Source organism: Phaeobacter sp. BS52 (assembly GCF_045040595.1).
GTDB lineage: Bacteria > Pseudomonadota > Alphaproteobacteria > Rhodobacterales > Rhodobacteraceae > Phaeobacter > Phaeobacter piscinae.
In genome coordinates, this window is record NZ_CP090662.1 from 2,908,268 (window position 1) to 2,934,686 (window position 26,419).

19 protein-coding genes and 7 pseudogenes are annotated in these 26,419 nt (G+C 58.3%); 18 read left to right on the top strand and 8 right to left on the bottom strand.

The genetic code is table 11. The features are described 5' to 3' along the window. Positions 1–82: 82 nt before the first annotated feature. Positions 83–2,706 (bottom strand): annotated as a pseudogene (mutS, locus tag L0Z65_RS14015) (DNA mismatch repair protein MutS). 162 nt (positions 2,707–2,868) lie between these two features. Here mutS and L0Z65_RS14020 point away from each other — a divergent pair. Together L0Z65_RS14020 and L0Z65_RS14025 are read left to right on the top strand one after the other, a co-directional pair. Next, positions 2,869–5,125, top strand: a pseudogene (locus L0Z65_RS14020) (NADP-dependent malic enzyme). A gap of 4 nt (positions 5,126–5,129) precedes the next feature. Beyond that, the gene (locus L0Z65_RS14025) at positions 5,130–6,002 is read left to right on the top strand and encodes a ribokinase (RefSeq protein WP_405108516.1); all 873 of its coding nucleotides are present in this window, start codon (positions 5,130–5,132) and stop codon (positions 6,000–6,002) included. A gap of 78 nt (positions 6,003–6,080) precedes the next feature. On the opposite strand, the pseudogene msrA reads toward L0Z65_RS14025, so the two are convergent. Further along, positions 6,081–6,748: pseudogene (gene msrA, locus L0Z65_RS14030) on the bottom strand (peptide-methionine (S)-S-oxide reductase MsrA). A gap of 144 nt (positions 6,749–6,892) precedes the next feature. Here msrA and L0Z65_RS14035 point away from each other — a divergent pair. Both L0Z65_RS14035 and L0Z65_RS14040 read left to right on the top strand, forming a co-directional pair. After that, positions 6,893–7,801: a D-amino acid aminotransferase gene (locus L0Z65_RS14035; protein WP_405108519.1), complete on the top strand. Its 909-nt coding sequence runs from the start codon at positions 6,893–6,895 to the stop codon at positions 7,799–7,801. After that, the gene (locus L0Z65_RS14040; RefSeq protein WP_405108522.1) at positions 7,801–8,514 is read left to right on the top strand and encodes an HAD family hydrolase; all 714 of its coding nucleotides are present in this window, start codon (positions 7,801–7,803) and stop codon (positions 8,512–8,514) included. The genes L0Z65_RS14035 and L0Z65_RS14040 overlap by 1 nt, the downstream gene beginning before the upstream one ends. 88 nt (positions 8,515–8,602) lie before the next feature. Here L0Z65_RS14040 and L0Z65_RS14045 read toward each other — a convergent pair whose 3' ends face one another. The 3 genes from L0Z65_RS14045 to L0Z65_RS14055 all read right to left on the bottom strand — a co-directional run bounded on the left by L0Z65_RS14045 (position 8,603) and on the right by L0Z65_RS14055 (position 10,660). Next, complete coding sequence (locus L0Z65_RS14045; protein ID WP_040175136.1) at positions 8,603–8,887, bottom strand: SCP2 sterol-binding domain-containing protein; 285 nt, start codon at positions 8,885–8,887, stop codon at positions 8,603–8,605. A gap of 91 nt (positions 8,888–8,978) precedes the next feature. Beyond that, positions 8,979–9,437 (bottom strand): DUF1810 domain-containing protein, encoded by a 459-nt coding sequence (locus L0Z65_RS14050; RefSeq protein ID WP_405108525.1) that lies wholly within the window; start codon positions 9,435–9,437, stop codon positions 8,979–8,981. Then, a complete protein-coding gene (locus tag L0Z65_RS14055) occupies positions 9,434–10,660 on the bottom strand; it encodes an argininosuccinate synthase (protein WP_118069287.1) in 1,227 nt (408 codons plus the stop codon). Before L0Z65_RS14055 ends, L0Z65_RS14050 begins: the two co-directional genes overlap by 4 nt. 134 nt (positions 10,661–10,794) lie before the next feature. Between L0Z65_RS14055 and L0Z65_RS14060 the strand changes: the two genes are divergently transcribed. The 3 genes from L0Z65_RS14060 (at position 10,795) to ilvA (ending at position 12,844) form a co-directional block, all read left to right on the top strand. Beyond that, positions 10,795–11,307 (top strand): hypothetical protein, encoded by a 513-nt coding sequence (locus L0Z65_RS14060; protein WP_405108528.1) that lies wholly within the window; start codon positions 10,795–10,797, stop codon positions 11,305–11,307. Positions 11,308–11,383: 76 nt separating this feature from the next. After that, positions 11,384–11,545, top strand: a complete 162-nt coding sequence (locus L0Z65_RS14065) for a hypothetical protein (RefSeq protein WP_405108531.1) — start codon at positions 11,384–11,386, stop codon at positions 11,543–11,545. A gap of 72 nt (positions 11,546–11,617) precedes the next feature. Further along, positions 11,618–12,844 (top strand): threonine ammonia-lyase IlvA, encoded by a 1,227-nt coding sequence (gene ilvA, locus L0Z65_RS14070; protein ID WP_405108534.1) that lies wholly within the window; start codon positions 11,618–11,620, stop codon positions 12,842–12,844. A 12-nt stretch (positions 12,845–12,856) separates the two neighbouring features. Here the strand turns inward: ilvA and L0Z65_RS14075 are convergent, their stop codons facing one another. Further along, positions 12,857–13,180 carry an Hpt domain-containing protein gene (locus tag L0Z65_RS14075; protein WP_014876374.1) on the bottom strand — a complete coding sequence of 108 codons (324 nt, stop codon included), beginning with the start codon at positions 13,178–13,180 and terminating at the stop codon, positions 12,857–12,859. 177 nt (positions 13,181–13,357) lie between these two features. Between L0Z65_RS14075 and L0Z65_RS14080 the strand changes: the two genes are divergently transcribed. Continuing rightward, positions 13,358–14,629, top strand: a complete 1,272-nt coding sequence (locus L0Z65_RS14080) for a PP2C family protein-serine/threonine phosphatase (RefSeq protein WP_118069283.1) — start codon at positions 13,358–13,360, stop codon at positions 14,627–14,629. 4 nt (positions 14,630–14,633) lie between these two features. Here L0Z65_RS14080 and L0Z65_RS14085 read toward each other — a convergent pair whose 3' ends face one another. After that, positions 14,634–15,134, bottom strand: coding sequence for an NUDIX hydrolase (locus tag L0Z65_RS14085; protein ID WP_405108539.1), 501 nt, complete (start codon positions 15,132–15,134; stop codon positions 14,634–14,636). A gap of 78 nt (positions 15,135–15,212) precedes the next feature. Here L0Z65_RS14085 and L0Z65_RS14090 point away from each other — a divergent pair, with 78 nt between their 5' ends. From L0Z65_RS14090 to L0Z65_RS14125, 8 genes and pseudogenes are all read left to right on the top strand, one after another. Beyond that, on the top strand, positions 15,213–16,214 hold the full coding sequence (locus L0Z65_RS14090; RefSeq protein WP_405108542.1) for an Hsp33 family molecular chaperone HslO: 1,002 nt from the start codon (positions 15,213–15,215) through the stop codon (positions 16,212–16,214). Continuing rightward, positions 16,207–16,804 (top strand): annotated as a pseudogene (locus tag L0Z65_RS14095) (CoA pyrophosphatase). The gene L0Z65_RS14090 and the pseudogene L0Z65_RS14095 overlap by 8 nt, the downstream one beginning before the upstream one ends. Continuing rightward, positions 16,801–17,956 (top strand): annotated as a pseudogene (locus L0Z65_RS14100) (CCA tRNA nucleotidyltransferase). The pseudogenes L0Z65_RS14095 and L0Z65_RS14100 overlap by 4 nt, the downstream one beginning before the upstream one ends. Before the next feature lie 211 nt (positions 17,957–18,167). After that, positions 18,168–20,006: an ABC transporter ATP-binding protein gene (locus L0Z65_RS14105; protein ID WP_405108545.1), complete on the top strand. Its 1,839-nt coding sequence runs from the start codon at positions 18,168–18,170 to the stop codon at positions 20,004–20,006. Continuing rightward, a complete protein-coding gene (locus tag L0Z65_RS14110) occupies positions 20,003–21,871 on the top strand; it encodes an ABC transporter ATP-binding protein (RefSeq protein ID WP_405108548.1) in 1,869 nt (622 codons plus the stop codon). Before L0Z65_RS14105 ends, L0Z65_RS14110 begins: the two co-directional genes overlap by 4 nt. Positions 21,872–21,958: 87 nt before the next feature. Further along, positions 21,959–23,207, top strand: a pseudogene (locus L0Z65_RS14115) (class I SAM-dependent RNA methyltransferase). 5 nt (positions 23,208–23,212) lie between these two features. Next, a complete protein-coding gene (locus tag L0Z65_RS14120) occupies positions 23,213–24,022 on the top strand; it encodes an ion transporter (RefSeq protein ID WP_096790341.1) in 810 nt (269 codons plus the stop codon). A 64-nt stretch (positions 24,023–24,086) separates the two neighbouring features. Beyond that, positions 24,087–24,605, top strand: coding sequence for a murein L,D-transpeptidase family protein (locus tag L0Z65_RS14125; RefSeq protein WP_405108552.1), 519 nt, complete (start codon positions 24,087–24,089; stop codon positions 24,603–24,605). A 112-nt stretch (positions 24,606–24,717) separates the two neighbouring features. Here the strand turns inward: L0Z65_RS14125 and L0Z65_RS14130 are convergent, their stop codons facing one another. Beyond that, positions 24,718–25,209, bottom strand: a complete 492-nt coding sequence (locus L0Z65_RS14130) for a CAP domain-containing protein (protein WP_040178959.1) — start codon at positions 25,207–25,209, stop codon at positions 24,718–24,720. Between the two features lie 167 nt (positions 25,210–25,376). Here L0Z65_RS14130 and L0Z65_RS14135 point away from each other — a divergent pair. Further along, positions 25,377–26,021, top strand: a pseudogene (locus tag L0Z65_RS14135) (L,D-transpeptidase family protein). A gap of 141 nt (positions 26,022–26,162) precedes the next feature. Beyond that, a complete protein-coding gene (locus L0Z65_RS14140) occupies positions 26,163–26,345 on the top strand; it encodes a hypothetical protein (RefSeq protein WP_014876361.1) in 183 nt (60 codons plus the stop codon). Positions 26,346–26,419 lie beyond the last annotated feature (74 nt).

Here is a 26,419-nt window from a genome sequence, read left to right on the forward strand (position 1 = left end):
TGTGGCCCGTGCCTGCGGCGCGAGTATTTTTTGAAAGATGACAAGCGGCCCCGTGGTGATCCACGGAGGCCGCTTTTCTGTATCAGCTCGCGGCTTCTTTCAGACGATAAAGCGCTTCCAGTGCTTCCCGTGGTGAGAGATCATCAGGGTGGATGTCGTCCAGAAGCATTTCGACTGGTGAGGGGCCGACCGGTGCTGATGGTTGCGGCGGTGGGGCGGCAGCGAAGAGGGGAAGATCGTCGATCTGGATTTTGCCTAGCGCCACTGCGGCTGCCCTCTTCCAGCATGTCCAGAACGTCCCGAGCCCGTGCAACAACCGATCCGGGCAGGCTCAGCAAGCTGCGCGACCTGTACCCCGTAGGAGCGATCTGCCGCGCCTTTCTTGACCTCGTGCAGAAAGATGACTTCGCCTTCCCATTCCTTGACCGAAACGGTGGCATTATCGACGCCGGGCAGCTTGCCGAGCGAGCTGGGTGAGTTCGTGGTAATGTGTCGCAAACAGCGCGCGGGCGCGATTGACCTCATGCAGATGTTCCAGCGTGGCCCAGGCGATCGACAGCCCGTCATAGGTCGCAGTACCGCGCCCGATTTCGTCAAGGATAACCAGTGCGCGATCATCTGCCTGATTGAGGATGGCTGCGGTTTCAACCATCTCAACCATGAAGGTCGAGCGCCCGCGTGCCAGATCGTCCGATGCCCCAACCCGGCTGAACAACTGGCTGATCAGTCCGATATGGGCGCGGTCGGCTGGGACGTAGCTCCCCATTTGGGCGAGGATGGCAATCAGGGCATTCTGGCGCAGAAAGGTTGATTTACCGGCCATGTTCGGACCTGTCAGCAGCCAGATGGCGGCCCCTGTATCGGCGGTGAGGTCACAGTCGTTGGCAACGAAGCTGCTGCCACCCTGTTGCCGCAGTGCCTGTTCCACAACGGGGTGTCGCCCCCCTGAAATACTGAACTCGCGCGAGGTGTCTACCGTTGGACAGGACCAGTTTTCGCCTAGAGCGAGATCGGCCAAGGCGGTGACCAGGTCAAGTTCTGCCAGTCCCCGCGCTGCTGCATTCAGCAAGGCCGCATTTGCCAGAATAGCGTCTGCTAGCCTGGTATAGAGCCGCTTTTCAATCTCCAATGCCAGATTGCCGCAGCATTCAGAATACGGGTCTCGATTTCGCTCAACTCCACCGTTGTGAACCGAACCTGATTGGCTGTTGTCTGGCGGTGAATATAGGTCTCCGACAGGGGGGCGGAGAGCATTTTCTCGGCATGGGTCGCGGTGGTCTCGATGAAGTAGCCGAGCACATTGTTGTGCTTGATTTTCAGCGAGTTGATGCCCGTGTGATCGGAGTATTTCTTTTGCAGCGCTGCAATGACGGAGCGACCTTCATCACGGAGTGTGCGGGCCTCGTCCAGCTCGCTGTCGTAGCCCCCTGCAATAAACCCGCCATCGCGGGCCAAGAGGGGGGCTCTGCAATCAGCGCGGCATCAAGCAGGGGTAGCAGATCGTCAAATCCGGTGAGCCCGGAGAGCGCCTGTTGTAGAAGTGGCGGCATCTCTGCCCTGTCACAGAGGTCCGAAATAGCTTCGGACTGGATCAGGGTGTTGCGTACCGCAGCGAGATCCCGAGGGCCGCCGCGATCCAGGGCAAGCCGGGACAGGGCCCGGTCCAGATCGGGTGTCTTGCGCAGAGCAGCGCGCAGAGATTGCGCGAGTTGCGTTTGCTCCACCACGAAGTCCAGCGCCGTCAACCGGGATCGGATCACATCGAGGTTGCGCGATGGGCTGGACAGCCGCTGTTCAAGAAGCCGACCATGCCGGCATGGGGGTTACGGTGCGATCCACCACCGCAAGCAGTGAGCCGCCGCGCCCACCTGTTAGTGAGCGGGTGAGTTCTAGGCTACGACGGGTCGCTGCGTCGATCTGCACAACCCTGTCCTCGGCCTCTTGTTGTGGGGGCTGAAGCAGTGGCAGCTTACCCTTCTGTGTGATGTCGAGATAGTCGATGACCGCGCCCATGGCCGAAATCTCTGCCCGGTTGAAGGAGCCGTAAGATTCCAGTGTTGAGACTTTGAAGAGATCACAGATGCGTTTTTCAGCGGCGGTGCTGTCGAAGCTGGATTTCGCCAGAGGGGTCACCGGGATCTGGTGGTCCTCTGCAATGGCGCGCAGCTGGTCCAAGGCAGGGCCATCGGGGACAATCAACTCCGATGGCGCCAGCCGGGCCAGTTCAGGGGACACCCGGACGGACGCGACGGGCATCACATGGAACGCGCCTGTGGAAATATCTGCCCAGGCGAGGGCGGACTGATCGCGCATCTCGCAATAAGCGGTGAGGAAATTGTGACGGCGCGCCTCCAGCAGGGAATCTTCGGTGATGGTGCCGGGGGTGACCAGTCGCACGACATCCCGTTTCACAACCGATTTGGAGCCACGCTTCTTGGCCTCTGCCGGGCTTTCCAATTGTTCGCCGACCGCGACGCGAAACCCCTTTCGGATCAGGGTCAACAAATAGCCCTCGGCGGCATGGACCGGGACACCACACATCGGAATGTCGTTGCCATCGTGTTTGCCGCGTTTGGTCAGCGCGATGTCGAGGGCCTCTGCCGCGTTGACGGCATCGTCAAAGAACATCTCGTAGAAATCGCCCATGCGGTAGAACAAGAGGGCATCCGGGTACTGCGCCTTGATGTCGAGGTATTGGGCCATCATCGGCGTGACTGTGGACAAAGTTCGGCTCCGTAAAATGGGGGATTTCTTTGGCGCGACCTTACAAATCAGGCGACTGCGACGAAAGGTGAAAACGCAACTTCGTTGAGAAGAGGCGCGCGCTGGGCTATGACGCTTGGGACAGTGAGAGGACACCCTAAGCCAATGCCCAAAGCGAAGATTACCAACGAAGAGGCGCTTGCCTTCCATCTGGAACCGACCCCCGGCAAATGGGAGATCAACGCAACGGTCCCGATGACCACGCAGCGGGATCTGTCGCTGGCCTATTCCCCCGGTGTTGCGGTGCCCTGCGAGGCGATCGCGGAGAACCCGGAAACCGCTTATGACTATACAAACAAGGGCAATCTGGTTGCGGTCATCTCCAACGGGACTGCGGTTCTGGGGTTGGGCAATCTTGGGGCGTTGGGCTCCAAACCGGTGATGGAGGGCAAATCTGTCCTGTTCAAACGGTTTGCCGATGTGAATTCCATCGATATTGAGCTGGATACCGAAGACCCGGATGAGTTCATCAAGGCGGTGCGCCTGATGGGGCCAACGTTTGGCGGGATCAATCTTGAGGATATCAAGGCGCCGGAATGTTTCATCATTGAGCAGCGCCTGAAAGAAGAGATGGACATCCCGGTGTTCCACGATGACCAGCACGGTACAGCGGTGATCTGTGCGGCCGGTCTGATCAATGCGCTGCATATCTCCGGCAAGAAGATCGAGGATGTGAAAATCGTCCTCAACGGAGCCGGTGCCGCAGGTATCGCCTGTATTGAACTGCTGAAGGCAATGGGCGCGCGGCATGAAAATTGCATCGTCTGCGACACCAAAGGCGTGATCTATCAGGGCCGTACCGAGGGGATGAACCAGTGGAAGTCCGCCCATGCGGTCAAGACGGATCTGCGCACGCTGGAAGAGGCGATGAAGGACGCGGATGTGTTCCTTGGCGTATCTGTCAAAGGGGCGGTGACACAGGACATGGTGAAATCCATGGCCGACAATCCGGTGATCTTTGCGATGGCAAACCCGGATCCGGAGATCACCCCGGAAGAGGCGCACGAGGTGCGTGTGGATGCGATTGTCGCCACCGGCCGGTCTGATTATCCCAATCAGGTCAACAACGTCCTTGGCTTTCCCTATCTGTTCCGTGGCGCATTGGATATCCACGCCCGCGCCATCAATGACGAGATGAAAATTGCCTGCGCCCATGCGCTGGCCGGTCTCGCACGGGAGGATGTGCCGGATGAGGTGGCGCTGGCCTATGGCAAATCGCTGTCCTTTGGCCGGGATTACATCATCCCGACACCGTTTGACCCGCGCCTGATCCACCGGATCCCACCCGCCGTGGCAAAGGCAGGGATGGACACCGGCGTTGCGCGTCGTCCGATCATCGACATGGATGCCTATGAGCATGGGCTGCGTGGCCGGATGGATCCGACCCAGTCGATCCTACGTGGTCTGAACGCCCGTGCCCGTGCTGCACAGTCGCGTATGATCTTTGCCGAGGGCGACGACCCTCGCGTTTTGCGTGCGGCGGTGATGTATCAGCGATCTGGCTTCGGCAAGGCGCTGGTTGTTGGTCGTCCGGAGGATGTCCGCAGCAAGCTGGAAACAGCGGGCCTCGGCGATGCGGTGCGTGAGCTGGAGATTATCAACGCGGCCAATACCCAGCATTTCGAGACCTACAAGGACTTCCTCTATGAGCGGCTGAACCGCAAAGGCTTTGATCGTAAGGATGTTCACCGCTTGGTTGGGCGCGACCGACATGTGTTTTCAGCGCTGATGTTGGCGCATGGGCATGGCGACGGTCTGGTCACCGGAGCCACCCGGAAGTCGGCGCATGTGCTTGATCAGATCAACCATGTATTTGATGCCGATGCGACCAATGGATCGGCTTAGCGTCACGGCGCTGCTGCACAAGGGGCGCATTGTGTTGATTGGCGATACGCTGGTGCATGAATGGCCGGATGAAAATGACCTCGCCAATATCGCTGAACATGCCGCAGGCGTGGCCCGGCATATGGGGCTTGAGCCTCGGGTGGCGTTTGTCAGCTTCTCGACCTTTGGCTATCCAGTGTCGGAGCGTGCGGAGAAGATGCATATCGCCCCCACGGTGCTGGACCAGCGCGGTGTCGATTTTGAGTATGAAGGCGAAATGACCGTCGATGTGGCGCTGAACGCCAAGGCGCAGGAGGCCTATCCCTTTCAGCGCCTGACCGGTCCGGCCAATATCCTGATCGTACCCGCGCGCCACTCCGCGTCGATTTCGGTCAAGCTGATGCAGGAAATGGGGGGGGCAACTGTTGTTGGTCCGATCCTGTCTGGTGTCGATAAGCCGATCCAGATCTGCTCGACCACCTCGACGGCAAATGATGTTCTGAACATGGCGGTTCTGGCTGCCTGCAATATCGGGTGATCTAATGGCGTTCTGGAACCTAGGCTCAATCAATGCCGACATGATTTATGCGCTGCCTCATATGCCGACCGCGGGGGAAACCCTCGCGGCGAGGGGGCTGGAGCAGTTTCTGGGCGGCAAAGGCGCCAATATGTCGGTCGCGGCGGCGCGTGCTGGCAGCCATGTTTGTCATTTGGGTGCCGTCGGGCCGGAGGGAGGCTGGGCTGTCACGCGTTTGTTGGAATACGGTGTCGATACGCGGCATATCGCCCAGTTGGAGGTGCCGACCGGCCACGCCATCATTGCCGTGGATCCAACAGGTGAGAACCAGATCATCCTGTTCCCGGGTGCAAACCGTGAGATCAGTGCGGATCAGGTTGGCGCCGCGCTGTCTGCCGCAAGTGCTGGTGATATTCTGGTGATGCAGAACGAAACCAACATGCAGGCCGAGGCAGCCCAAATGGGGCGTGACCTGGGATTGAAGGTGGCTTATGCCGCGGCGCCGTTTGATGCCGCGGCGGTTCAGGCGGTCCTGCCCTACCTCGACTATCTGTTCCTGAATGAGGTTGAGGCCGAACAGCTGCGTGATGCGACAGGCAAAACGCCTGAGGCGCTGGGCGTTGCGGATGTGATCGTCACGCTGGGCGCCAAGGGCGCGCGCCACTACGATACGACGGCGGGAACCACCCATGATGTCGCGGCGCATTCCGTTGTCCCGGTTGATACAACAGGGGCTGGTGATACCTTCACGGGCTATGTGCTGTCCGGTCTGGATCGTGGACTGCCGATGGCGCAGGCGTTGGCGCAGGCCAATCGCGCCGCGGCATTGATGGTGACGCGTAAAGGCACCGCCGATGTGATCCCTGACCTGAAGGAGGTTCAGGACGCAAGTTTTTGATCCTGCCAACAGGGTCCGCATAGGAAAAGGCGCGGTGTCATCCGCGCCTTCTTCATTTCAATCGCCTTAGGTCCGTTGTTAGTGCCCTTTTGCAAAAGGCGCAGAATCCCCCCAAAGCTGCAACACACGGGCATCCCGCCCACAGGCCTTTCGATAGCGCTTATAGGCCTCTGACTGACGTTTGGGGCCAAAGCGTGTGAGAACCAGTTTGCGACCCTTGTAGTAGTCCTGATGGTAGGCTTCGGCCGGGTAGAAGGCCGTTGCTGGCAGAATGGGCGTGACAATAGTCTGACCGAGTGCCGACTGCGCCTCGGTCTTTGCGGTCTTGGCGATGGATGTCTGATCTGCGCCAGAGACAAATATCGCGGTTCTGTAGCTGTCGCCACGATCACAGAACTGACCACCCGCATCCGTCGGATCAACGGAGCGCAGGAACATCGACAGCAGTTGCTTGCGCGTCACCTTGGTCGGATCAAACCGGATCTGGACCGCCTCAAAATGACCAGTTCCACCGGCGGTGACCTGTTTGTAGGTGGGTGATTTGGTGCTGCCGCCGGTATAGCCGGATACTGCCGAGAGCACGCCGGGGACGCTTTCGAAATCACTCTCAACACACCAGAAGCAACCGCTGCAGCGACGGTGAGTGTTTCAATATTCTGGGCATGGGCCTGATGTCCCTTCAGCGCTACGGCAAGCAGCATGAATAGGGTCAGGACAATTGGTCTTGCGGTGTTTGTCGAACGCATCATCGCCTCCATCGTTGCGCTACATTGGCCCGTGGGTTGTTCAGGCTCAATCACATGACATGGTTTGTCACGGCTTGGTGACGGGAAGTTACCGCTTGGAAATAGGATCCAATCCTTCTAGCGTGCGCCTCGCAGGAGGAGCAGATGACCGAAAAAATGAGCACGCATCAAGCGCAGGAAGATCAGCGCAACGAAGAGATCCTGATCTATCTGAATGGTGAGATTGTTCCCAAAGCCGAGGCCAAGGTCAGCGTCTATGACAGTGGTTTCATGCTGGGGGATGGCGTCTGGGAGGGGCTGCGGCTCTATAACGGGACCTGGACGTTTATTGACGAACATCTCGACCGCTTGTTCGAGGCTGCGAAGACTATCGATCTGGACATCGGGATGGACCGGGATCAGGTCAAACAAGCTGTGTTAGACACACAAAACGCCAATGACATGATCAGCGATGCCCATGCGCGCCTGATGGTGACGCGGGGGGTGAAGTCCCGCCCGTTCCAGCATCCATCGCTGTCGCAGCAGGGGCCAACCTTCACCATTATCATGGAGCATTCGCGCCCGAACCTGCCGCGCCCGATCCGGCTGGCGACAGTGCCGCATCTGCGCGGACTGCCGATGACACAGGATCCGAAGCTGAATTCGCATTCCAAGCTGAACTGCATTCTGGCCTGTATCGCGGCAGAGAAAGCTGGCGCCGATGAGGGGCTGATGCTGGACGTGAACGGGTTTGTGAATACGACCAATGCCTGCAATTTCTTTATCGTGCGCAAGGGGGCGGTTTGGACCTCGACCGGCGACTATTGTATGAACGGGATTACCCGGCAGAAGGTCATCGATTTGTGCCGTGCCAATGACATTCCGGTGTTTGAGCGCAATTATTCCTTGGTGGATACCTACGGCGCTGATGAGGCGTTTCTGACCGGCACATTTGGGGCACAGACGCCGGTGGGTGACATTGACGGACGGCAGATTGGCGACGGCGAGATGGGGCCGGTGACCAAGCGTCTGCGCGCGCTCTACAAGGATCTGATCGCGCAGGAGTGTGCCTGATGCGGATTGCCATGTGGTCTGGGCCACGCAACCTGTCGACTGCAATGATGTATGCCTTTGGCAACCGTGGCGATTGTGCTGTGGTGGATGAGCCGTTCTATGCCGCCTATCTGGCAAAGACCGGGCTGGAACACCCCATGCGGGCTGAAATCTTGGACAGCCAGCCAAGGGATGCTGAAGTTGTTGCCGCATCTCTGCTGGGGCCAGTGCCCGCTGCAAAACCGTTTTTCTATCAAAAACACATGACCCAGCATATGATAGACGGGGTGCCGCGCGCCTGGATGCGGGAGGTCACAAATGTGTTTCTGATCCGCCATCCGGCACGGGTCATCGCCTCATACGCCGAGAAACGGGAGAATCCGACGCTGGATGATATCGGGTTTCGTCAGCAGGCGGAGCTGTTTGATCTGGTGACACGCTGGGGTCAGTCGCCCGTGGTGGTAGACAGCGATGATATCCGCAGCGATCCCGCAACGGTATTGGAGCGGCTCTGTGAGAGCCTAGGTGTCCCGTTTTCCCCGAAGATGCTGTCATGGCCAATGGGTGGACATAAGGACGATGGAATCTGGGCCGCGCATTGGTACGGGTCCGTCTGGCAGTCGACCAAATTTGCAGGACCCGAGGGGCCGTTGCCTGAGGTTCCTGCAACTTTGCAGCCGGTTTTGGACGCCGCTATGCCCTATTATGACCGGTTGAAAGCGCAGAAAATCTGATCGCGTCGGGGGCGCTGCCCCCTCGCGCCTCTGGCGCTTCACCCCCGGAGTATTTTCGGAAAGATGACACACGTAGAGTGCGTTTCGCCTAGCTGATCAGCTTGCCCAGCTTCATCGCCACGCCCATATCACCTGAAATTTTCAGCTTACCCATCATCACGCCGGTCATCGGGTTCAATTTCCCGGTCAGCAGCTTTTTCAGATTTTCGGTGCTGATGCGGATGGTGCAGTCAGTATCGCGATTTTCCATTGAAGCATCGCCATCCGCAAGGACGATGACACCATCATCACCGCAGTCGAATTTCAGCGATCCGTCAAAGGTTTTCCCGGTCAGCCCGGCGCGGATGCCTTCTGCCAGTGGTTGTAATGCCATGATGTCCCCCTCGGTGTCTTCCTTTACGCCAAGGGTTAGGCACCGGGGTGTCAGCGGGCAAGGGTGACCAAAGGGGAGGTCGCGTCAACTGTCAGCCAAGCGCATCATGGGTGAGGGGGCAGGGGGCGCCATCGAAAAACGTCTTCAACACCGCGTCGAACACCAGTGGAGCGTCGGGCACAGCGGTGAAAAGCGTCATGGAGGAGCGCAGTTTCTTGGCATCGGTTTCGCCCAAGATATCCTCAGCGCTGCGGTCGGTGTGGCTTAGCAGCAGCTCGCTGGCTTCGGTCAATCGTGTGCGCAGAACGGGGTGGGCAAGGTAGGCGGTCGCCTCTGTCAGGTCCTCGATCCCGTAAAGCTGGGCCATATGGGATTGACCAAGGTCGGCCAGTTGCGGAAAGACGAACCACATCCAGTGGCTCGTCTTTTTTCCCGCAGAGAGTTCGGCGCGGACATCGTTCCAGACGGTGTCCTGCGCTTCGACGAACATCTCCATCTCTTCGGTCAGATCGTCGTCTATATCGTCTGTGATATCGACGCGGTCGCTCATTTTTTCAACCGACGCTCGCGGGCGGCAATGAGCTTCAGTCGCAGCGCGTTCAGCTGGATGAAGCCAGCAGCGTCTTTCTGATCGTAGGCGCCCGCGTCATCTTCAAAGGTCACATGGGCCTCTGAATAGAGCGAGTGATCAGACCAGCGACCCACGGTGGTTGCGGAGCCTTTGTAGAGTTTCACGCGGACCGTGCCAGTCACATGCTCCTGGCTGCGATCAATGGCGGCCTGCAGCATTTCACGCTCTGGCGAGTACCAGAAACCGTTGTAGATCAGTTCAGCATATTGCGGCATCAACTGGTCTTTGAGGTGCATCGCGCCGCGATCCATGGTGATGGATTCAATGCCGCGATGGGCCTCAAGCAGGATGGTGCCGCCGGGTGTTTCGTAGATGCCGCGGGATTTCATGCCGACAAAACGCCCCTCGACAAGGTCGAGACGGCCGATGCCGTGTTTGCCACCGTATTCATTGAGCTGGGTCAGGATGGTTGCAGGCGACATTGCTTCGCCGTTGATGCTGACCGCGTCGCCTTTTTCAAAACCGATCTCGATGAATTCGGCCTCGTTCGGGGCGTCTTCCGGGTGGACGGTGCGCTGGTAGACGTAGTCGGGCGCCGCCACGGCGGGATCCTCCAGTACTTTGCCCTCAGAAGAGGTGTGCAGAAGATTGGCATCAACAGAGAAGGGAGCTTCGCCGCGCTTGTCCTTGGCCACCGGGATTTGATGAGCCTCTGCGAATTCCAGCAAGCGAGTCCGCGACGTCAGATCCCACTCACGCCAGGGGGCAATCACCTTGATGTCGGGGTTAAGCGCATAGGCGGCCAGTTCAAAACGGACCTGATCGTTGCCTTTGCCGGTGGCGCCATGGGCGACCGCATCAGCACCGGTGGCTTCGGCGATCTCAACAAGGCGTTTGGAGATCAGCGGCCGGGCGATGGAGGTGCCCAGAAGATAGAGGCCCTCATAGACGGCGTTGGCGCGGAACATCGGGAACACGAAATCCCGCACGAATTCCTCCCGCACATCTTCGATGTAGATGTTTTCCGGCTTGATACCCAGAAGCTCGGCTTTCTGGCGTGCGGGCTCCAGTTCCTCACCCTGACCGAGATCGGCGGTGAAAGTCACAACTTCGCAACCGTATTCGGTCTGCAGCCATTTCAGAATGATTGACGTATCAAGACCGCCGGAGTAGGCGAGGACAACTTTCTTGGGCGCGGACATTGGATTTCCTCTTGATCAGAACGCCTGCGGCCTACCCGGTTTTTGTCAGAAGGGCAAGGTTTTCCCCGGATCGGAACCTGAGCGTGCGCATTATGGTCACGCGCGACGATTGAGCAGTATTGGAGCATGAATAAATGATTGGCTGGAAGCTATTTCTACACTCGGTCAGCATGGTGCAGCGGAACGTGCCGCAGTTGTTGCGGATCTTCCTTGTGCCCGCGCTGATAGCGTTGGCGATCGCCTATTTGGCCATTGGTGGCCTGCTTGGCGATGTCGGACTTCAGGCGCGAGGGTTTGACAGCGATATGTTCTTTTCAGTTCTCTGGCGTATCGTTGGACTGTGGCTGGTGATTGGACTGATTGGCGCGTGGACCGTGGTGGCCTGGCATCGCTACGTCCTACTGGAAGAACATCCGCAGGGGTGGATTCCGGCATTTCGCGCGAAGGAGGCTCTCTGGTATTTTCTGCGTCTGCTTCAGCTGGTCGTAATCGGTAGCGTTGTTTACGGCGTGGCGATGTTTGTTGGTATCGCCCTGATCAGCGGCATGGGGATGGTTGGCCTCGCTTTCTTGCTCGTGATCGCCGCACTGATTGCTGTTTTTATGTATCGGCTTGTTCTGATCTTGCCGAGCGGCGGCGCTGGGTAAACCCATTGGGGTCAGTGAGTCGCTGGAACTGACAACAGGAGCTTTTGGAACGCTGTTTGTCCTTGCGCTTTGCCTTTTGGGTCTGCAACTGCTGTCCGAACTGATCCTGTATCTGCTGATCGATGCCGTGCTGATTTCGACCGTCCTGCAACTGATATTCTCTGTTGTGCTTGCGGTCTTGAATATCAGCGCTCTCACCACGCTTTACGGCTACTACGTCGAGAAACGGCCGATCTGATCGGCGGTATTCTTCCGTATGCTTTGACCTTGCCCCCTTGTCTTGGGGGCGGGGTTGGGTCACTCAAGTGACATGAGTGATTTTCAGACCCAGGCCCGGGCCGCCGAACAGGCCATGCGCGCGATTTTCCCTGCCACACCGCTGCAGCGTAGCGCGCTATTGTCAGAGCGGTTTGGCGCTGAAATATACCTCAAGCGCGAAGACCTGAGCCCGGTGCGATCCTATAAGATCCGCGGCGCCTTCAATGCGATGCGCAAGCAGCTGGAGCAATCGCTGTTTGTCTGCGCGTCAGCAGGCAATCACGCGCAGGGCGTCGCCTATATGTGCCGCGAGTTGGGTAAGCGGGGCGTGATCTTCATGCCGGTGACCACGCCGCAGCAGAAGATCCAGAAAACCCGGATGTTTGGTGGCGACAGTGTCGAGATCCATCTGATTGGCGATTATTTCGATGACACTTTGGCTGCGGCGCAGAAGTGGTGCGCGGATGAAGGTGGCCATTTCCTCTCGCCGTTTGACGATGACGATGTGATCGAGGGGCAAAGCTCTATCGCGGTCGAGATTGAGGCCCAGCTGGGTGCGGCTCCGGACCATGTGATCCTGCCAGTTGGTGGCGGGGGTATGTCGTCAGGTGTGGCCCGTTGGTTTGGGGATCGGGTGCATTGCCTGTTTGCGGAACCTGCTGGCGGGGCATGTCTGCGGGCGGCGCTGGCTGCAGGGCATCCCGTCGCATTGGATCATGTTGATACATTTGTTGACGGCGCGGCCGTTGGGCGTGTTGGCGCACGGCCGTTTGAGGTCCTGAAACAGGTCCCCTTGCCCGATGTGCTGTCGATTGCCGAAGATCGCATCTGCACAACAATCCTCGAGATGCTGAACGTCGAAGGTGTGGTGTTGGAACCTGCCGGGGCGCTCGCGATCGAAGCCCTGCGCGATGTGCGCTCCTGGGTTCGCGGCAAAACCGTGGTCTGTCTGACGTCTGGCGGCAATTTTGATTTTGAACGCCTGCCGGAAGTGAAGGAGCGCGCGCAGCGCTACATGGGGCTGAAGAAGTATTTTCTACTACGCCTGCCGCAGCGGCCCGGTGCGCTGAAAGAGTTTCTGGGCATTCTGGGGCCTGAGGATGATATCGCCCGGTTCGAATATATGAAGAAATCCGCGCGCAACTTTGGCTCGGTGCTGATTGGTATTGAAACCAAGCGACCTGAGAACTTTGCGGATCTCTATGCCCGTCTGGACGCCGCAGGCTTCGCCTATACCGATATCACCAGCGACGAAACCCTGGCACAGTTTGTGATCTGAGCCGGTGTCGGCTCAGAGTTGGCTGCTCATATCGCGTAGAAACTCTTCCTTGGAGTTTTCATAGCTGGCAATGATGGCACCGGTGTCGACGTCTTTGGCTTCGCCTTGGGCCGAGCGACGCTCGCCCTCTTGGCAGAGGCGGGAAAACTGACGGAACCCCAGATTCAATGCGCTGCCCTTCAGGAAATGGAGGTCCTGTTCCAAAGTTGCCAAATCGGGGGATCGCAGCTTTTCGATGACACCTTCGACCTCCTCCAGGAAAATTTCGACAACCTCAGAGAAGTCTTCAGCGCCGACTTCCTCGTGCAACTCTTTCGCGCGTGACCAATCAATCATCTTTGCAAACCTTGTTTTGATATCGCATTTTACGATTGCTTTACTTATAAACTCGTAAATCACCGATTAACGCGAGGCTAGGCCGATAATTCGCAAACTTCACCTCCTGTTAAGCGAAGAGCGCGATAGTGACTTGCGTTTAGGGTATCTTGCGCCGTTTTTTGTGGGGTTCACTCGGTGTTGCCAGACAGTTCGATCGAAATAAACCAAGAGGTTGCGACCAATTCGATCCGCCGTGTTCTGGTGGTCGATGACAGCCGTCTGCAACGGCGAATCTTGGTCGCATCGCTGAAAAAATGGGGATTCGAGGTTGTCGAAGCCGAAAGCGGCGAGGCCGCGATGGAGATTTGCGAGAGCGATCCACCGGATTTGATTCTCAGCGACTGGATGATGCCGGGGATGAACGGTCTGGAGTTCTGCCGGGCGTTTCGGACCCAGTCTCAGGACAACTACAGCTATTTTATCCTGCTCACCTCCAAGAGCGAAAAGAATGAGGTGGCACAGGGGCTGGATGCGGGTGCGGATGATTTCCTGACCAAGCCGGTCAGTTCGGACGAGCTGCGCGCCCGGATTTCCGCAGGGGAGCGCATTCTGCGGATGCAGCGTGAGCTTTCCGAGAAAAACCGGATCGTATCAGACACGCTGGATGAACTGCAGCGGGTCTATGACGCGATTGACAAGGATCTGATTCAGGCCCGGAAAATTCAGGAGTCTCTGGTCCCCGAACTTTCCCGCGATTTCGGGTCCTCCACTGTGAGCCTGTTGTTGAAACCCTGCGGCCACATCGGCGGCGATCTGGTTGGTATGTTCTCACCCGGAGTGAACCGGATCGGGTTCTATTCGGTCGATGTCTCCGGGCACGGCATTACGTCTGCGATGATGACGGCGCGGCTCGGTGGGTATCTGTCGTCGACCTATTTTGATCAGAATGTCGGGATGGAAAAGCGGTTCAACCGCTTTTATGCGCTGCGCCAGCCGGAAGAGGTCGCCAGCCTGTTGAATGCGCGACTGATCGCGGACACCGGGATCGAAGAATATTTTACCATGGCCTATTGCATCGTTGATCTGCGCAGCGGCGTGCTGAAGATGGTGCAGGCAGGTCATCCGCACCCGCTGTTGATCCGCAAAGATGGCAGCACGGAGTTTATCGGCAAGGGTGGCGTTCCGGTTGGTCTGGTGCCGGATATCACCTATTCGCAGGAAGATGTGGTGATGGAGAAGGGTGACCGCCTACTGCTGTACTCCGATGGCTTTACCGAGGCCCGTCTGGAAAATGGCGAGATGCTTGAGGCGGAAGGTCTGGTTGAGCTTATTGGAAAGTGCAACGCGGAGCAGACCGGCCAGGAATTCCTGGATGACCTCTATTGGAACCTGACACAGGTGATGTCCTCGCAATACGGGCTGGAGGATGATGTCTCCGCGACCTTGTTTGAGTATGAAGGCCCTTAAAACGTCAAGCGGCGCGCCACAGACGCCCGCTTTTGCACGTTTTCTGATAGGTTAGGTCTGCCCCATCCATCGCGCTATGATGCTTAGCGAAATGTCGATCACCCGCATTCCCAAGGATTTCGCATGCGACGTCCGCGCGCACCCACATCGCATCATGCAACGGTTCGGTAGGTGCGCAGATCCGACGTGCCGGACGCGCGATATAGATGTGGCAGAGTTTCTCTGCCCAGAGATCATACTCGGGCATATAGGCAAATCGGCGAAACGCGCCCAGCTTGCGTGGCTGAGAGATGGTCCAGCCGGTTTCCTCCATCACCTCACGGTGTAACGCCGGAATGGGCGACTCTCCCGGGTCAATTCCCCCTCCGGGTAGCTGAATATCTGGGCCGGGTTCACGTTGACAGGTCAGCAGCAGTTCGCCATCGCGTGGCAATAGCGCATAGACCCCTGGCCGTCGCCAATAGCTTTGCGATTTTTTCGGTGTATCGCCAAAACGTCTGATCACGGCGCTGACCTCTTCACTCTGATGATGTAAACCCTATATAGGCCCGATATGCCAATCCACGGCGCGTAAGGAAACCCCATGACACTTGTATCGAAAATCGCGTGGGACGATACCGTCCTGCCCTTCCAGCTTGATGTATCGGACATGCGCGGCCGCGTCGCGCGGTTGGATGGTGTGCTGGATGGCATTCTGAAGCAGCATAACTATCCGCCCGTTGTCGAAGCCCTGGTCGCTGAAATGGCGTTGCTGACGGCGTTGATTGGTCAGACCATGAAATTGCAGTGGAAACTGTCGTTGCAGGTCCAGTCCAAAGGGGCCGTGCGCATGATTGCCACCGATTATTACGCGCCCGCAGCCGAGGGCGAGCCAGCGCGTATTCGTGCCTATGCAAGCTATGATGATGCGCGGCTGACCAATGGGGCGCCGTTTGATCAGGTGGGCGAGGGGTATTTTGCCATTCTCGTCGATCAGGGCGAGGGCATGAAGCCCTACCAAGGGATCACACCACTTGCTGGTGGGTCTTTGGCGTCCTGTGCCGAGGCGTATTTTGCACAGTCCGAGCAGCTGCCGACACGTTTCTCGCTCAGCTTTGGTCGCTCGGCTGAGCCTGGGGTTCCGGAACACTGGCGCGCTGGCGGTATCATGCTGCAGCAGATGCCAAAGGCCTCTCCGTTCGTTGCGGATGGTGAAGGCACTGGTGCGACGCTTGCCGCAGAGGATCTGGTCAGCGGCGAAGAGGGCGAGAACTGGAACCGTGTAATGCACCTGCTGGCAACCGTAGAAGACATGGAGCTGATCGGCCCGTCCGTGACGCCGACAGATCTGCTTTTGCGATTGTTTCACGAGGAACAACCGCGGGTCTTTGATGCGCAGGCGGTCAAGTTCGGCTGCACATGTTCCACTGATCGCGTGCGCGAAAGCCTGTCGATCTATTCGGCCAAGGATATTGCAACCATGACAACCGACGAGGGGCGCGTGACAGCCGATTGCCAGTTCTGTGGTGCACATTACGACCTCGATCCGGCAACGCTGGGTTTTGAGGCAGATGTAGGCGACAGCGAACAGGGTAAGAGTGCCTGATCTTCGGGCACAGCTGACCGCCGCGCTGGGCACGAAGGGGGAGGGTCCTCGGATTTCGACCTGAATCCCGACGTGGTCCTGCCCGCTGACCGCAAACTGCGGCCAGCAGGTGTCCTCGTGGCGATCAGCACCGCGGCGGGCGCGCCGCGTGTTATTCTGACCAAACGCTCGTCTGCATTGAAGCACCATCCGGGTCAGATCGCCTTCGCCAGCATGGAAAGCAGGACGCTGCAGACGCGAGCGTGACCGATGCCGCCCTCAGGGAAGCCTGGGAGGAAATCGGCCTGCCGCGCCACCTGCCGCAGATTGTCGGGGCACTGCCGATACATGAAACTGTCACCGGGTTTACGGTGACACCGGTTGTAGCGCTGGTTGACCAACCGTTTGATATCGTGGCCGAAGCGGGCGAGGTGGCCGAAGTGTTCAGCGTGCCGCTCTCGCATCTTTGCGATCCGTCGAACTATCAGATTCAATCCCGGCGTTGGCGGGGAATACGGCGGCATTACTTTGCTGTGCCCTACGGCCCCTATTACATTTGGGGCGCCACCGCACGCATGTTGCGCGGCCTTGCCGAACGGATGCAGGGATGACCCATATACAGGCCAAATGGCTGGAGGATCCAGCTGTGCAGCACGTCTGCGACATCCTGACAAAGGGCGGGGCAGAGGTGTATTTTGTCGGCGGCTGTGTGCGCAACGCGCTATTGGGAGCGCCGGTTTCGGATCTTGATCTTTCAACCAACGTGCCACCGCAGCGTGTCATGGCGCTTGCTGAAGGGGCCGGGATCAAGGCCATACCAACAGGCATTGACCACGGCACCGTGACATTGGTCCATCGCGGGATCCCTTACGAAATCACCACGTTTCGCCGTGATGTCGCCACCGATGGCCGACGCGCTGTTGTGGCATTTGCCGACCGGATCGAGGAGGACGCTGCGCGGCGCGATTTCACCATGAATGCGCTTTATGCCCGTCCCGATGGGGGGCTGGTTGACCCGCTGAATGGCCTACCGGATCTGTGCGCAAGACTCGTCCGGTTCATTGGCAGTGCGGCGCAGCGCATTCGTGAGGACTACCTACGCTCGCTGCGCTATTTCAGGTTTCATGCCTGGTATGGCAACCCAGATGCCGGATTTGACCCGGACGCCCTATCGGCCATCGCTGAAAACCTGGATGGGATTGGCAGCCTCTCGCGTGAACGGGTTGGCAGTGAGGTGCTGAAGCTGCTTTCGGCGCCGAATCCGGCGCTCAGCGATTGCGGTGATGCGGCAGGTCGGGCTGCTACCTCTGATTCTTCCGGGAAGCGATGATCGCGCCCTGGGGCCGCTCGTCCATCTGGAAGCGGGTAGGCTTGCCGACCCGCTTTGCCGTTTGGCCGCGCTGGGCGGAGATGCGCCATGGCAGGCCTTGCGCCTGAGTAAAGCCCAAGCTTCGGATGTGCGTCTGCTGCGCGCAGCTGCCGAAGGTACGGATGGACCGGCGGCACTGGCTTATCATCACGGCGCGACCACCGCGCGCAACGTGATGCTGCTGCGATCTGCTTTGTTCGAGGTACCGGTTGCCCCTGATTTAGAGGCTGAAATTACCAAAGGAGCCGCAGCTGTATTCCCGCTTTCCGCCAAGGATTTGATGCCAGACCTGCAAGGCCCGGCGCTGGGTGCAGCACTCAAATCCTTGCAGAAGGACTGGATCAAATCTGGGTTCATGCTTGACCGCGATGCGTTGCTGAAACGGCTGCTCTAACCTGCCCGATTGGTCGCGCCCCATCAAAAGGGGTGACAGAGCGGATTTTTTTTCCTACCCATAGGGGACCATCTTATGACGGGAGGAATACGCATGTACCACGGGATCTGGCACGACTGACGCCTGACCTGTCCGACCCATGTCGGGGGGGCCACGGCGATGGCCTCTATTCGCATGACTATTCCCTACGCTCAATTATTGGAGCACCCGTATGTTTCGTTTTTTCGAAAACCTCATCGACCCTTATTGTGACTATCCGGAAACGGACACGCCGCCGCGGCAGCTGTGGCAGTTTCTGAAGGATTACTCGCAGCCTTTCAAAAAAGTGTTCGCAGTGACCGCGCTGATGTCGGTGATTGTCGCTGGCGTCGAAATTGGCCTGATCCATTACATGGGGCGGGTGGTTGACCTGTTGTCTGGTGAACCGGCCAAAGTGTGGCAGGACCACGGCACGGAATTCATCCTGCTGGCGGTTTTCATTCTGACCGTGCGCCCGCTGTTGCAGCTGTTCGATGTGCTGTTGCTGAACAATGCGATCCTGCCAAATTTCGGCACGCTGATCCGTTGGCGGTCGCATAAACATGTTCTGCGTCAATCGGTTGGCTGGTTTGAGAATGATTTTGCCGGACGGATCGCCAACCGGATTATGCAAACCCCACCCGCCGCCGGGGAGGTGGTGTTTCAGGTTTTCGACGCGATCACCTTCGCGCTTGCCTATTTGGTGGGGGCTGCGCTGTTGCTGTGGCTTGCGGACGTCCGGCTGTTGCTGCCGCTCTTAATTTGGTTCGCGCTCTATGCGGTGTTGATCCGCTGGACCGTGCGCCGGGTTGGACCGGCCAGCCAGGCGGCATCTGATGCGCGCTCCACCGTAACGGGCCGGGTTGTGGACAGCTATTCCAATATTCATTCGGTGAAGATGTTTGCCCATCACAACACCGAACTGACCTATGCCAAAGAAGCCATCGAAGGCACGCGCAAGACGTTCCAGGCTGAGATGCGGCTCTACACTATTATGGATGCGGCATTGGTGACGTTGAACGGACTGTTGATCGTCGGTGTTGTCGGTTGGGCAATCCTGTTGTGGATGCAGGGGCTTGCCTCGGTCGGGGTGGTTGCGGCTGCGACTGCGCTTACGCTGCGCCTCAATGCGATGACGGGTTGGATCATGTGGGCGCTGACCACTTTCTTCCGCCAGCTGGGTGTTGTGGCGGAGGGGATGGAAACCATCGCCCAGCCGATCGATCTGGTGGATGCGGCCAATGCAACACCGCTTGATCTGCGTGACGGCGCGGTGGAACTGCGTGAGCTTTCGCATCACTACGGGCGCGGCTCTGGTGGTCTGGATCGGATCAACCTGAACATCCGCGCAGGCGAAAAGATCGGCCTGATCGGGCGCTCCGGTGCGGGGAAATCTACACTGGTGAAGCTGTTGCTGCGGTTCTACGATCCTGAAGGCGGGGCGATCCTGATCGACGGTCAGGATATTCGCATGGCGACGCAGGATAGCCTGCGCAGCCAGATCGGCATGGTGCAGCAGGATAGCGCATTGCTGCACCGGTCAGTCCGGGACAACCTGCTTTACGGTCGGCCCGATGCCACCGAGGCGGAGATGATCGAGGCGGCCAAGCAAGCGCGGGCGCATGAGTTCATCCTTGATCTGGAAGACCCCGAAGGCCGTCACGGCTACGACGCACATGTCGGGGAGCGCGGGGTGAAATTGTCGGGTGGCCAGCGGCAGCGGGTTACCTTGGCCCGAGTCATTCTGAAAGATGCGCCCATTCTGATCCTGGATGAGGCCACATCTGCTCTGGATTCTGAGGTGGAGGCTGAAATTCAGCAAACGCTTTATGGGATGATGCAGGGCAAAACGGTGATCGCGATTGCGCATCGCCTGTCCACCATTGCTCAGATGGATCGCATCCTGGTGCTGGATGATGGGCGGATTGTTGAAGAGGGGACGCATGACGTGCTTTTGCGCTCAGAGGGCCTATATGCCCAGTTCTGGGCACGTCAATCCGGCGGGTTCCTGAATATCGAGGCAGCAGAATGAAACTCGGCAATCTGATCGACGCATTTCAACCCGCCAAAGGTCCGCCGCCCAATCGACTGGGGGGCTTTCTGCGCTGGTGCCTTTCAGGTGCCTGGCCAATGCTTGCGCTTGCTGCGTTCTGCTCGGCGCTGGCTGGCGGGATGGAAGCAGGGACGGCCTATATATTGGGTCTGGTGATTGACACCGCGATTTCCAGCGGGCCGGGGCAGTTTTTCTCTGCCGGTAATCTTGTGATTATTGCCGGGGCGCTGGGATTTTTCCTTCTGCTGCGGCCGATCCTGTTTGGCCTGTCTGCGGCATCCAATGCAATCATCGTCCAGCCAAACGTCAACCCGCTGGTGCTGTCGCGGCTTAATCGCTGGACCATGGGTCAATCGGTGCGCTTTTTCGACGATGATTTTGCAGGTCGTATCGCGCAGAAGCAGATGCAGACAGCCAATGCCGTGACCTCGGTTGCGGTTGAGATGATCAACGTGGTTGCCTTTGCGCTGGCCTCGCTTCTGGGGGCACTGGCGCTCTTGGGGGCGATTGACTGGCGGATTACTGGCCTGTTCGTGGTTTGGCTGGTTGGCTATTTCGCCACCATCCGCTGGTTTCTGCCACGTATTCGCAAACGCTCCGCTGCGCGCGCTGGGGCGCGGGCAATGGTGTCGGGGCAGGTGGTTGATACGATCACCAACATCAAAACGGTGAAGCTGTTTGCGCATGCCGATTTTGAGGAACGTACGGCGCAGGATTCCATGGCGGATTTCCGCACCAAGGCACTGCATTTCGGGTATCTGTCGGCGAGTTTCCGGTTTTGTCTGATGACGCTGGCGGGTGTGCTGCCGGTGTTGCTGATTGGTGCGACGCTGGTGCTGTGGCGCGATGGGCTGGCGAGCGAAGGTGATATCGTCGCAGCAGGTGCGGTGTCCGTGCGCATTGCCCAGATGACCGGGTGGGTCAGTTTCACCCTGATGGCGATCTATTCCAACATTGGTGAGATTGAAAATGGTATGACGACCCTGACCCGTCCCGACCGGGTTGAGGATCAAACCGAGGCTGAGGTGCTGACAGTCACCGAGGGGCAGATTGAGTTTCGTGAGGTCGGTTTTGCCTATGGGCGCGATATCGGCGGTATTCAGGATGTATCGCTGACCATTGCGCCCGGGGAAAAACTGGGGATCGTTGGCGCTTCCGGGGCGGGGAAGTCGACGCTCGTTTCGCTTTTGCTACGGCTCTATGATGGGGAATCTGGTCATATCCTGATCGACGGAAAGGATATAGCAGAGGTCACCCAAAACTCGTTACGCAGTCAGATTGGCATGGTCACGCAGGAAACTGCGATGTTCAATCGTTCGGCGCGGGACAACATCCTATATGGTCGACCTGACGCCAGCGAGTTGGAGCTGATCGCCGCCGCGCAAAAGGCCGAAGCGCATGAGTTTATCCTTGATCTGGAGGATGGGCAGGGTCGCACCGGCTATGATGCTCATCTTGGCGAACGCGGAGTGAAGCTGTCTGGTGGTCAGCGGCAGCGTATCGCCCTGGCGCGCGCGATCCTGAAAGATGCGCCTATTCTTGTGCTGGATGAGGCAACCTCGGCCCTGGACTCAGAGGTGGAAGCAGCCATTCAGTCCGCGCTTGAGCGGGTGATGCAGGGGAAAACCGTTCTGGCGATTGCGCACCGGCTGTCCACGTTGAGCGAAATGGACCGGATCATCGTCATGGATCAGGGCCGCGTCGCGGAAGCGGGCACGCATGACGCATTGCTGGAACAGGGCGGTTTGTATGCCCAGTTCTGGGCGCGGCAGTCTGGTGGTTTCATCCGGACGGAGGCTGACGATCAGGCCGGAAGCTCACTGCCGCGGGATGCTGCGGAATAGGCGCCGTATGACCCACCGCAGCCGTCGTTCCCGCGAGGGCTGCGCATTTTTCTTTTGCATGCGGCGGTCGCAGGGTATGCAGCGGCCATGACACATGCAGCTAGAACCACAGCCACAATCATTCGTCTGGGCCATCAGGGCGACGGGGTCGCCGAAGGCCCGCTTTTTGCACCGCGCACGCTACCGGGAGAGACCGTCAGCGGTATTCGCGACGGGCACCAGCTTAGCGATATTCGCATCGAGAGCCCGTCGGAGATGCGCGTCCAGGCGCCCTGTCGACACTATAAATCCTGCGGTGGTTGCCAGCTGCAACATGCGACAGATGATTTTGTCGCGAACTGGAAAGTCGACATCGTTCGTAATGCGCTGGCGGCGCAGGGGCTTGAGGCGGAGTTCCGCCCGATCCACACCTCACCACCACAATCGCGTCGCCGCGCCACCCTGTCCGTGCGCCGCACCAAGAAAGGGGCGATGGCCGGGTTCCATGGGCGCGCCTCCGGGGTGATCACGGAAATTCCTGACTGCCAATTGCTGGCGCCACGGCTGCTGTCCGCCATCCCCATGGCTGAGGCACTGGCCATGGTTGGCGCCAGTCGCAAGGCGCCGCTCTCGGTGACCGTGACTCTGTCTGAGGTTGGCGTGGACGTGCTGGTGACCAATGGCAAACCGCTGGACGGTCCCTTGCGTATTGCGTTGGCCCAAGTTGTTGATGCCCATCATATCGCACGTCTGACCTGGGAGGATGAGCTGATCGGTATGGAGCAGCCACCAACCCAACCGTTTGGACCGGCCCATGTTTGCCCGCCGCCCGGTGCGTTTCTGCAGGCGACGCGCGACGGTGAAGCGGCCCTTCTTGCGGCGGTTAAGGACTGTGTGGCCGGTGCGAAACGCATCGTGGATCTATTCGCTGGCAGCGGCACCTTCACCCTGCCACTTGCGAAACATGCAGAGGTGCACGCGGTCGAGGGCGAAGGCAGCATGCTGCGCGCGCTTGATGTCGAGCTGGCGACAGGCCAAGGGGTTGAAAAAGGTCACAACCGAAACCCGTGATCTGTTTCGTAATCCACTGCTGGCAGAGGATCTCAACCCTTTTGGGGCGGCGTTTGATGTCGCCGTGATCGACCCGCCCCGTGCAGGTGCCGAAGCACAGGTAACGCAGTTGGTTGCCGCACGGACCAAGCGGGTGGCCTATATGTCCTGCAATCCCGTCACCTTTGCCCGCGATGCCAAAATCCTGACGGATGGCGGCTACCGTCTGGATTGGGTACAGGTGGTTGATCAATTCCGCTGGTCTTCGCATTGCGAACTGGCGGCCAGCTTTTCCTACGTGGGGTGAAACCGGTGAGCATCAGCGCAAAACAATCCCTGACCCAGCGGCTCGGGACGCTTATTTCCAGCGATGGCTTTGGCAACTTCATCACGGCGGTGATCCTGATCAATGCGATCACGCTGGGGATGGAAACCTCCGATACGATCATGTCCCGATTTGGGGCCGCTGTCCTATTCGTTGATCAGCTGTGCTTGGCGATTTTTGTTGTCGAGCTGCTGGCGAAACTTTGGGTGCAGCGGCTGCGGTTTTTCCTGCGCGGCTGGAACATCTTCGACTTTGTAATTGTCAGCATCGCCTTTTTGCCTGGTGCACAGGGAATTTCGGTGCTGCGGGCGCTGCGTATCCTGCGGGTGCTGCGCGTCATCTCCGTCGCGCCGCGCCTGCGCCGCGTGGTCGAAGGGTTTATCACCGCTTTGCCGGGCATGGGATCGGTGTTCCTGCTGATGGCGATCATCTTCTACATCGGGTCAGTTATCGCGACGAAGCTCTTTGCGGAGAGTTTTCCTGACTGGTTCGGCAATCTTGCACTAAGCGCCTATTCTCTGTTCCAGATCATGACCTTGGAAAGCTGGTCCATGGGGATCGTGCGCCCGGTGATGGAGATCTACCCCTACGCCTGGGCTTTCTTCGTGCCATTTATCATGGTGACCACCTTTGCGGTTGTGAACCTGCTGGTGGGTCTGATCGTGAATTCCATGCAGGATGCCCATCACGAGGAAGAAGGCGAACGCACCGATGCCTACCGCGATCTGGTTTTGGCCCGGTTAGAGGCAATTGAGCAGCAAATCGCAGCCTTGCAACCGCCGCACGAGAAGAAGTGATTTTGTTTTTTCCGACGAAGATAGTAGTTGGAAATTGAGGCAAATCAGGCAGAGACCTAATATAATGGACAGACGTACATTCGGACTGGGCGCTGCGGCGACCCTTGGGTTGGCAGGGTGCAGCTCCGGTCCAAGCAAATTTCGCAGCTATAACGGGCCCGAGGTCACCTCGGTCGTCGTGAACAAGGGCGCGCGCAAGGTCTATCTTCTTCATCATGAGGATATTCTGCGCGAATATGATATGGAGCTGGGTTTTGCTCCGCTTGGTCATAAGCAGATTGAAGGTGACGGTAAAACACCCGAAGGCACCTATCTGATTGACCGGCGCAACCCCAATAGCCGCTATCACCTCTCAGTCGGGATCTCTTATCCCAACGGGCAGGACCGGGCCAAAGCTGCGGCGATGGGTAAAAAACCGGGAGGTGAGATTTTCATCCACGGTGAGCCTAATATTGCAAAAGAACGCAAGCGCGCGGCGCGCGTGGACGACTGGACCGCGGGCTGTATTGCCGTCACCAATGATGAGATTGAAGAGATCTACGCGATGGTTCGCGATGGTACGGTGATCACCCTACGCCCGTAACCGCGTGGACAGCATGTCCATCACCGCAGGTTGCAGCTCAATAGAATAGGCCCGATTGCCTGAATGGCAGATCGGGCCTTTTCCATTTTTGGTTTTAGGCGAAAGCGCTGGATCAGCTGCCCATCACCAGGGTCCACCAGATCTTGCCGTTGGATTCCTGAAACCAGGAAAAGCCCATTGTGCGCGCTTTGGGATCCATAATGACTGACCGGGTTGCGGATTGTTCCATCCAGGCCGTGAGTGTCTGCAGCTCGGATTCATAGGTTTCCGAAATCGTCTCGCCGATCATGGTGCCGGTGAAGCCTGCTCGGGCCACACGGTCCAGCGGCGACGAGCCATCGGAGCCAAAATGCCAGGGACGGTTCTGCACGGACATATCGCGTGAATGGGTGGCCGCCGCAGCGGTTAGCTGCGGGTTCAGCTGGACAGTGGGGCGACCTGCTGCTTCGCGGAGGGCATTGACCGAGTCGAGCATCCGCAGCTGCACCTTGTCGGCGTTACGGATCCGGTACACGTTGCCGCCTGTGCTGCCATCGGGAGCAGGGGCACAGGCCGCGACGAGGGTCATCAGCCCGGCGATAAGGATCAGAAATACACGTGTCATACTACACCTTGCTTCATTTGCTGGCTGCTCCAATACCCCGGCTGTGACATAGGCGCAAACCTGTCAGCGGTGAATTGATCATCGCCGGATTGTTTGATTTGCGACTGAGGCATTCGCGCCATAAGATACGGCATAACGAATGCATATCTCCGCAGTTTGGAAAAGTCATGACCCGCAGTCCCTTCGATCCTCTCTCAAGACGGCAGTTTATTGCCGGTTCCGCGTTCGCTTAGGCGCCTCGCTGGTTGGTGGTGGTGTTGCCAGCACAGGCTGGGCCCAGGATGCAGCGGATACCGTCGCGGAGGGGTTTGACCCCCTGCGCCCGCCGCCTGAGCCCGAGCCGCCGGTGCAGCGTAATATCTCCGCCTTCCGATCCAAGGACTGGCGCCCCTATTTCGACAGCCTGCGCAATGGTGCGGTGCTGGTTGATATCGACAGCCGTGCCCTGCATTTCTGGTCTGAAGATCAAAGCGTCTATAAGCTGTTCCCATCTTCGGTACCGCTTTCGGATGATCTGACGCGGCGCGGCCGGACAAAGATCATTCGCAAGGTTGATGGGCCCGGCTGGGCGCCAACTCCGAATATGCGCAAACGCAATCCTGAGTGGCTAAGCCTATATTCCGCCGGGGCCGGACAATCCGCTCGGAACCCACGCTTTGTATCTCAGCTGGAAGTATTACCGAATTCACGGAACCCACGACACACGCAAGATCGGACGCAAGTCGTCCAATGGCTGTATTGGCCTTTATAATGAGCATATTTCAGAGCTATTTGGGCTGACGAAAGTGGGCACTCAAGTGTTGCTAATTTGACGACATCGGCCCATTCCGGGGGCCGAATCATGCAACAAGCAATTGCAATGCCGGGATTTTGCTGATTAGAAAAATATCACGAGGTAAGTCTTGGGCGCGTGGTTCAGGTGGACTGAACTGCGCATATTTTTGGAGGTTAACATGAAAAAACTCGTTATCGCTGCTGCTCTGACTGCTGCTGCTTCGACCGCTTCCGCGGGCAACCTGGCTGAGCCGATCGTTGAGGCGCCGGTTATCGTTGAGCAGACCGAAAGCTCCTCCAGCGGCATCCTTCTGCCGCTGCTGCTGCTGGTTGTTGTCGGCGCGGCTGTTGCAAGCAACTAATTGCTTGTATCAGAACGTTAAGAAAGGCGGTGGATTTCCACCGCCTTTTTTCGTGGGAACTGATGGCATCGGAA

What these genes read in the sequence shown, in the direction of transcription:
- L0Z65_RS14025 (WP_405108516.1), top strand. Translation starts at nt 5,130, where the DNA reads ATGGCGTTCTGGAACCTAGGCTCAATCAATGCCGACATGATTTATGCG.
- L0Z65_RS14035 (WP_405108519.1), top strand. Translation starts at nt 6,893, where the DNA reads ATGACCGAAAAAATGAGCACGCATCAAGCGCAGGAAGATCAGCGCAAC.
- L0Z65_RS14040 (WP_405108522.1), top strand. Translation starts at nt 7,801, where the DNA reads ATGCGGATTGCCATGTGGTCTGGGCCACGCAACCTGTCGACTGCAATG.
- L0Z65_RS14045 (WP_040175136.1), bottom strand. Translation starts at nt 8,887, where the DNA reads ATGGCATTACAACCACTGGCAGAAGGCATCCGCGCCGGGCTGACCGGG.
- L0Z65_RS14050 (WP_405108525.1), bottom strand. Translation starts at nt 9,437, where the DNA reads ATGAGCGACCGCGTCGATATCACAGACGATATAGACGACGATCTGACC.
- L0Z65_RS14055 (WP_118069287.1), bottom strand. Translation starts at nt 10,660, where the DNA reads ATGTCCGCGCCCAAGAAAGTTGTCCTCGCCTACTCCGGCGGTCTTGAT.
- L0Z65_RS14060 (WP_405108528.1), top strand. Translation starts at nt 10,795, where the DNA reads ATGATTGGCTGGAAGCTATTTCTACACTCGGTCAGCATGGTGCAGCGG.
- ilvA (WP_405108534.1), top strand. Translation starts at nt 11,618, where the DNA reads ATGAGTGATTTTCAGACCCAGGCCCGGGCCGCCGAACAGGCCATGCGC.
- L0Z65_RS14075 (WP_014876374.1), bottom strand. Translation starts at nt 13,180, where the DNA reads ATGATTGATTGGTCACGCGCGAAAGAGTTGCACGAGGAAGTCGGCGCT.
- L0Z65_RS14090 (WP_405108542.1), top strand. Translation starts at nt 15,213, where the DNA reads ATGACACTTGTATCGAAAATCGCGTGGGACGATACCGTCCTGCCCTTC.
- L0Z65_RS14105 (WP_405108545.1), top strand. Translation starts at nt 18,168, where the DNA reads ATGTTTCGTTTTTTCGAAAACCTCATCGACCCTTATTGTGACTATCCG.
- L0Z65_RS14110 (WP_405108548.1), top strand. Translation starts at nt 20,003, where the DNA reads ATGAAACTCGGCAATCTGATCGACGCATTTCAACCCGCCAAAGGTCCG.
- L0Z65_RS14125 (WP_405108552.1), top strand. Translation starts at nt 24,087, where the DNA reads ATGGACAGACGTACATTCGGACTGGGCGCTGCGGCGACCCTTGGGTTG.
- L0Z65_RS14130 (WP_040178959.1), bottom strand. Translation starts at nt 25,209, where the DNA reads ATGACACGTGTATTTCTGATCCTTATCGCCGGGCTGATGACCCTCGTC.
- L0Z65_RS14140 (WP_014876361.1), top strand. Translation starts at nt 26,163, where the DNA reads ATGAAAAAACTCGTTATCGCTGCTGCTCTGACTGCTGCTGCTTCGACC.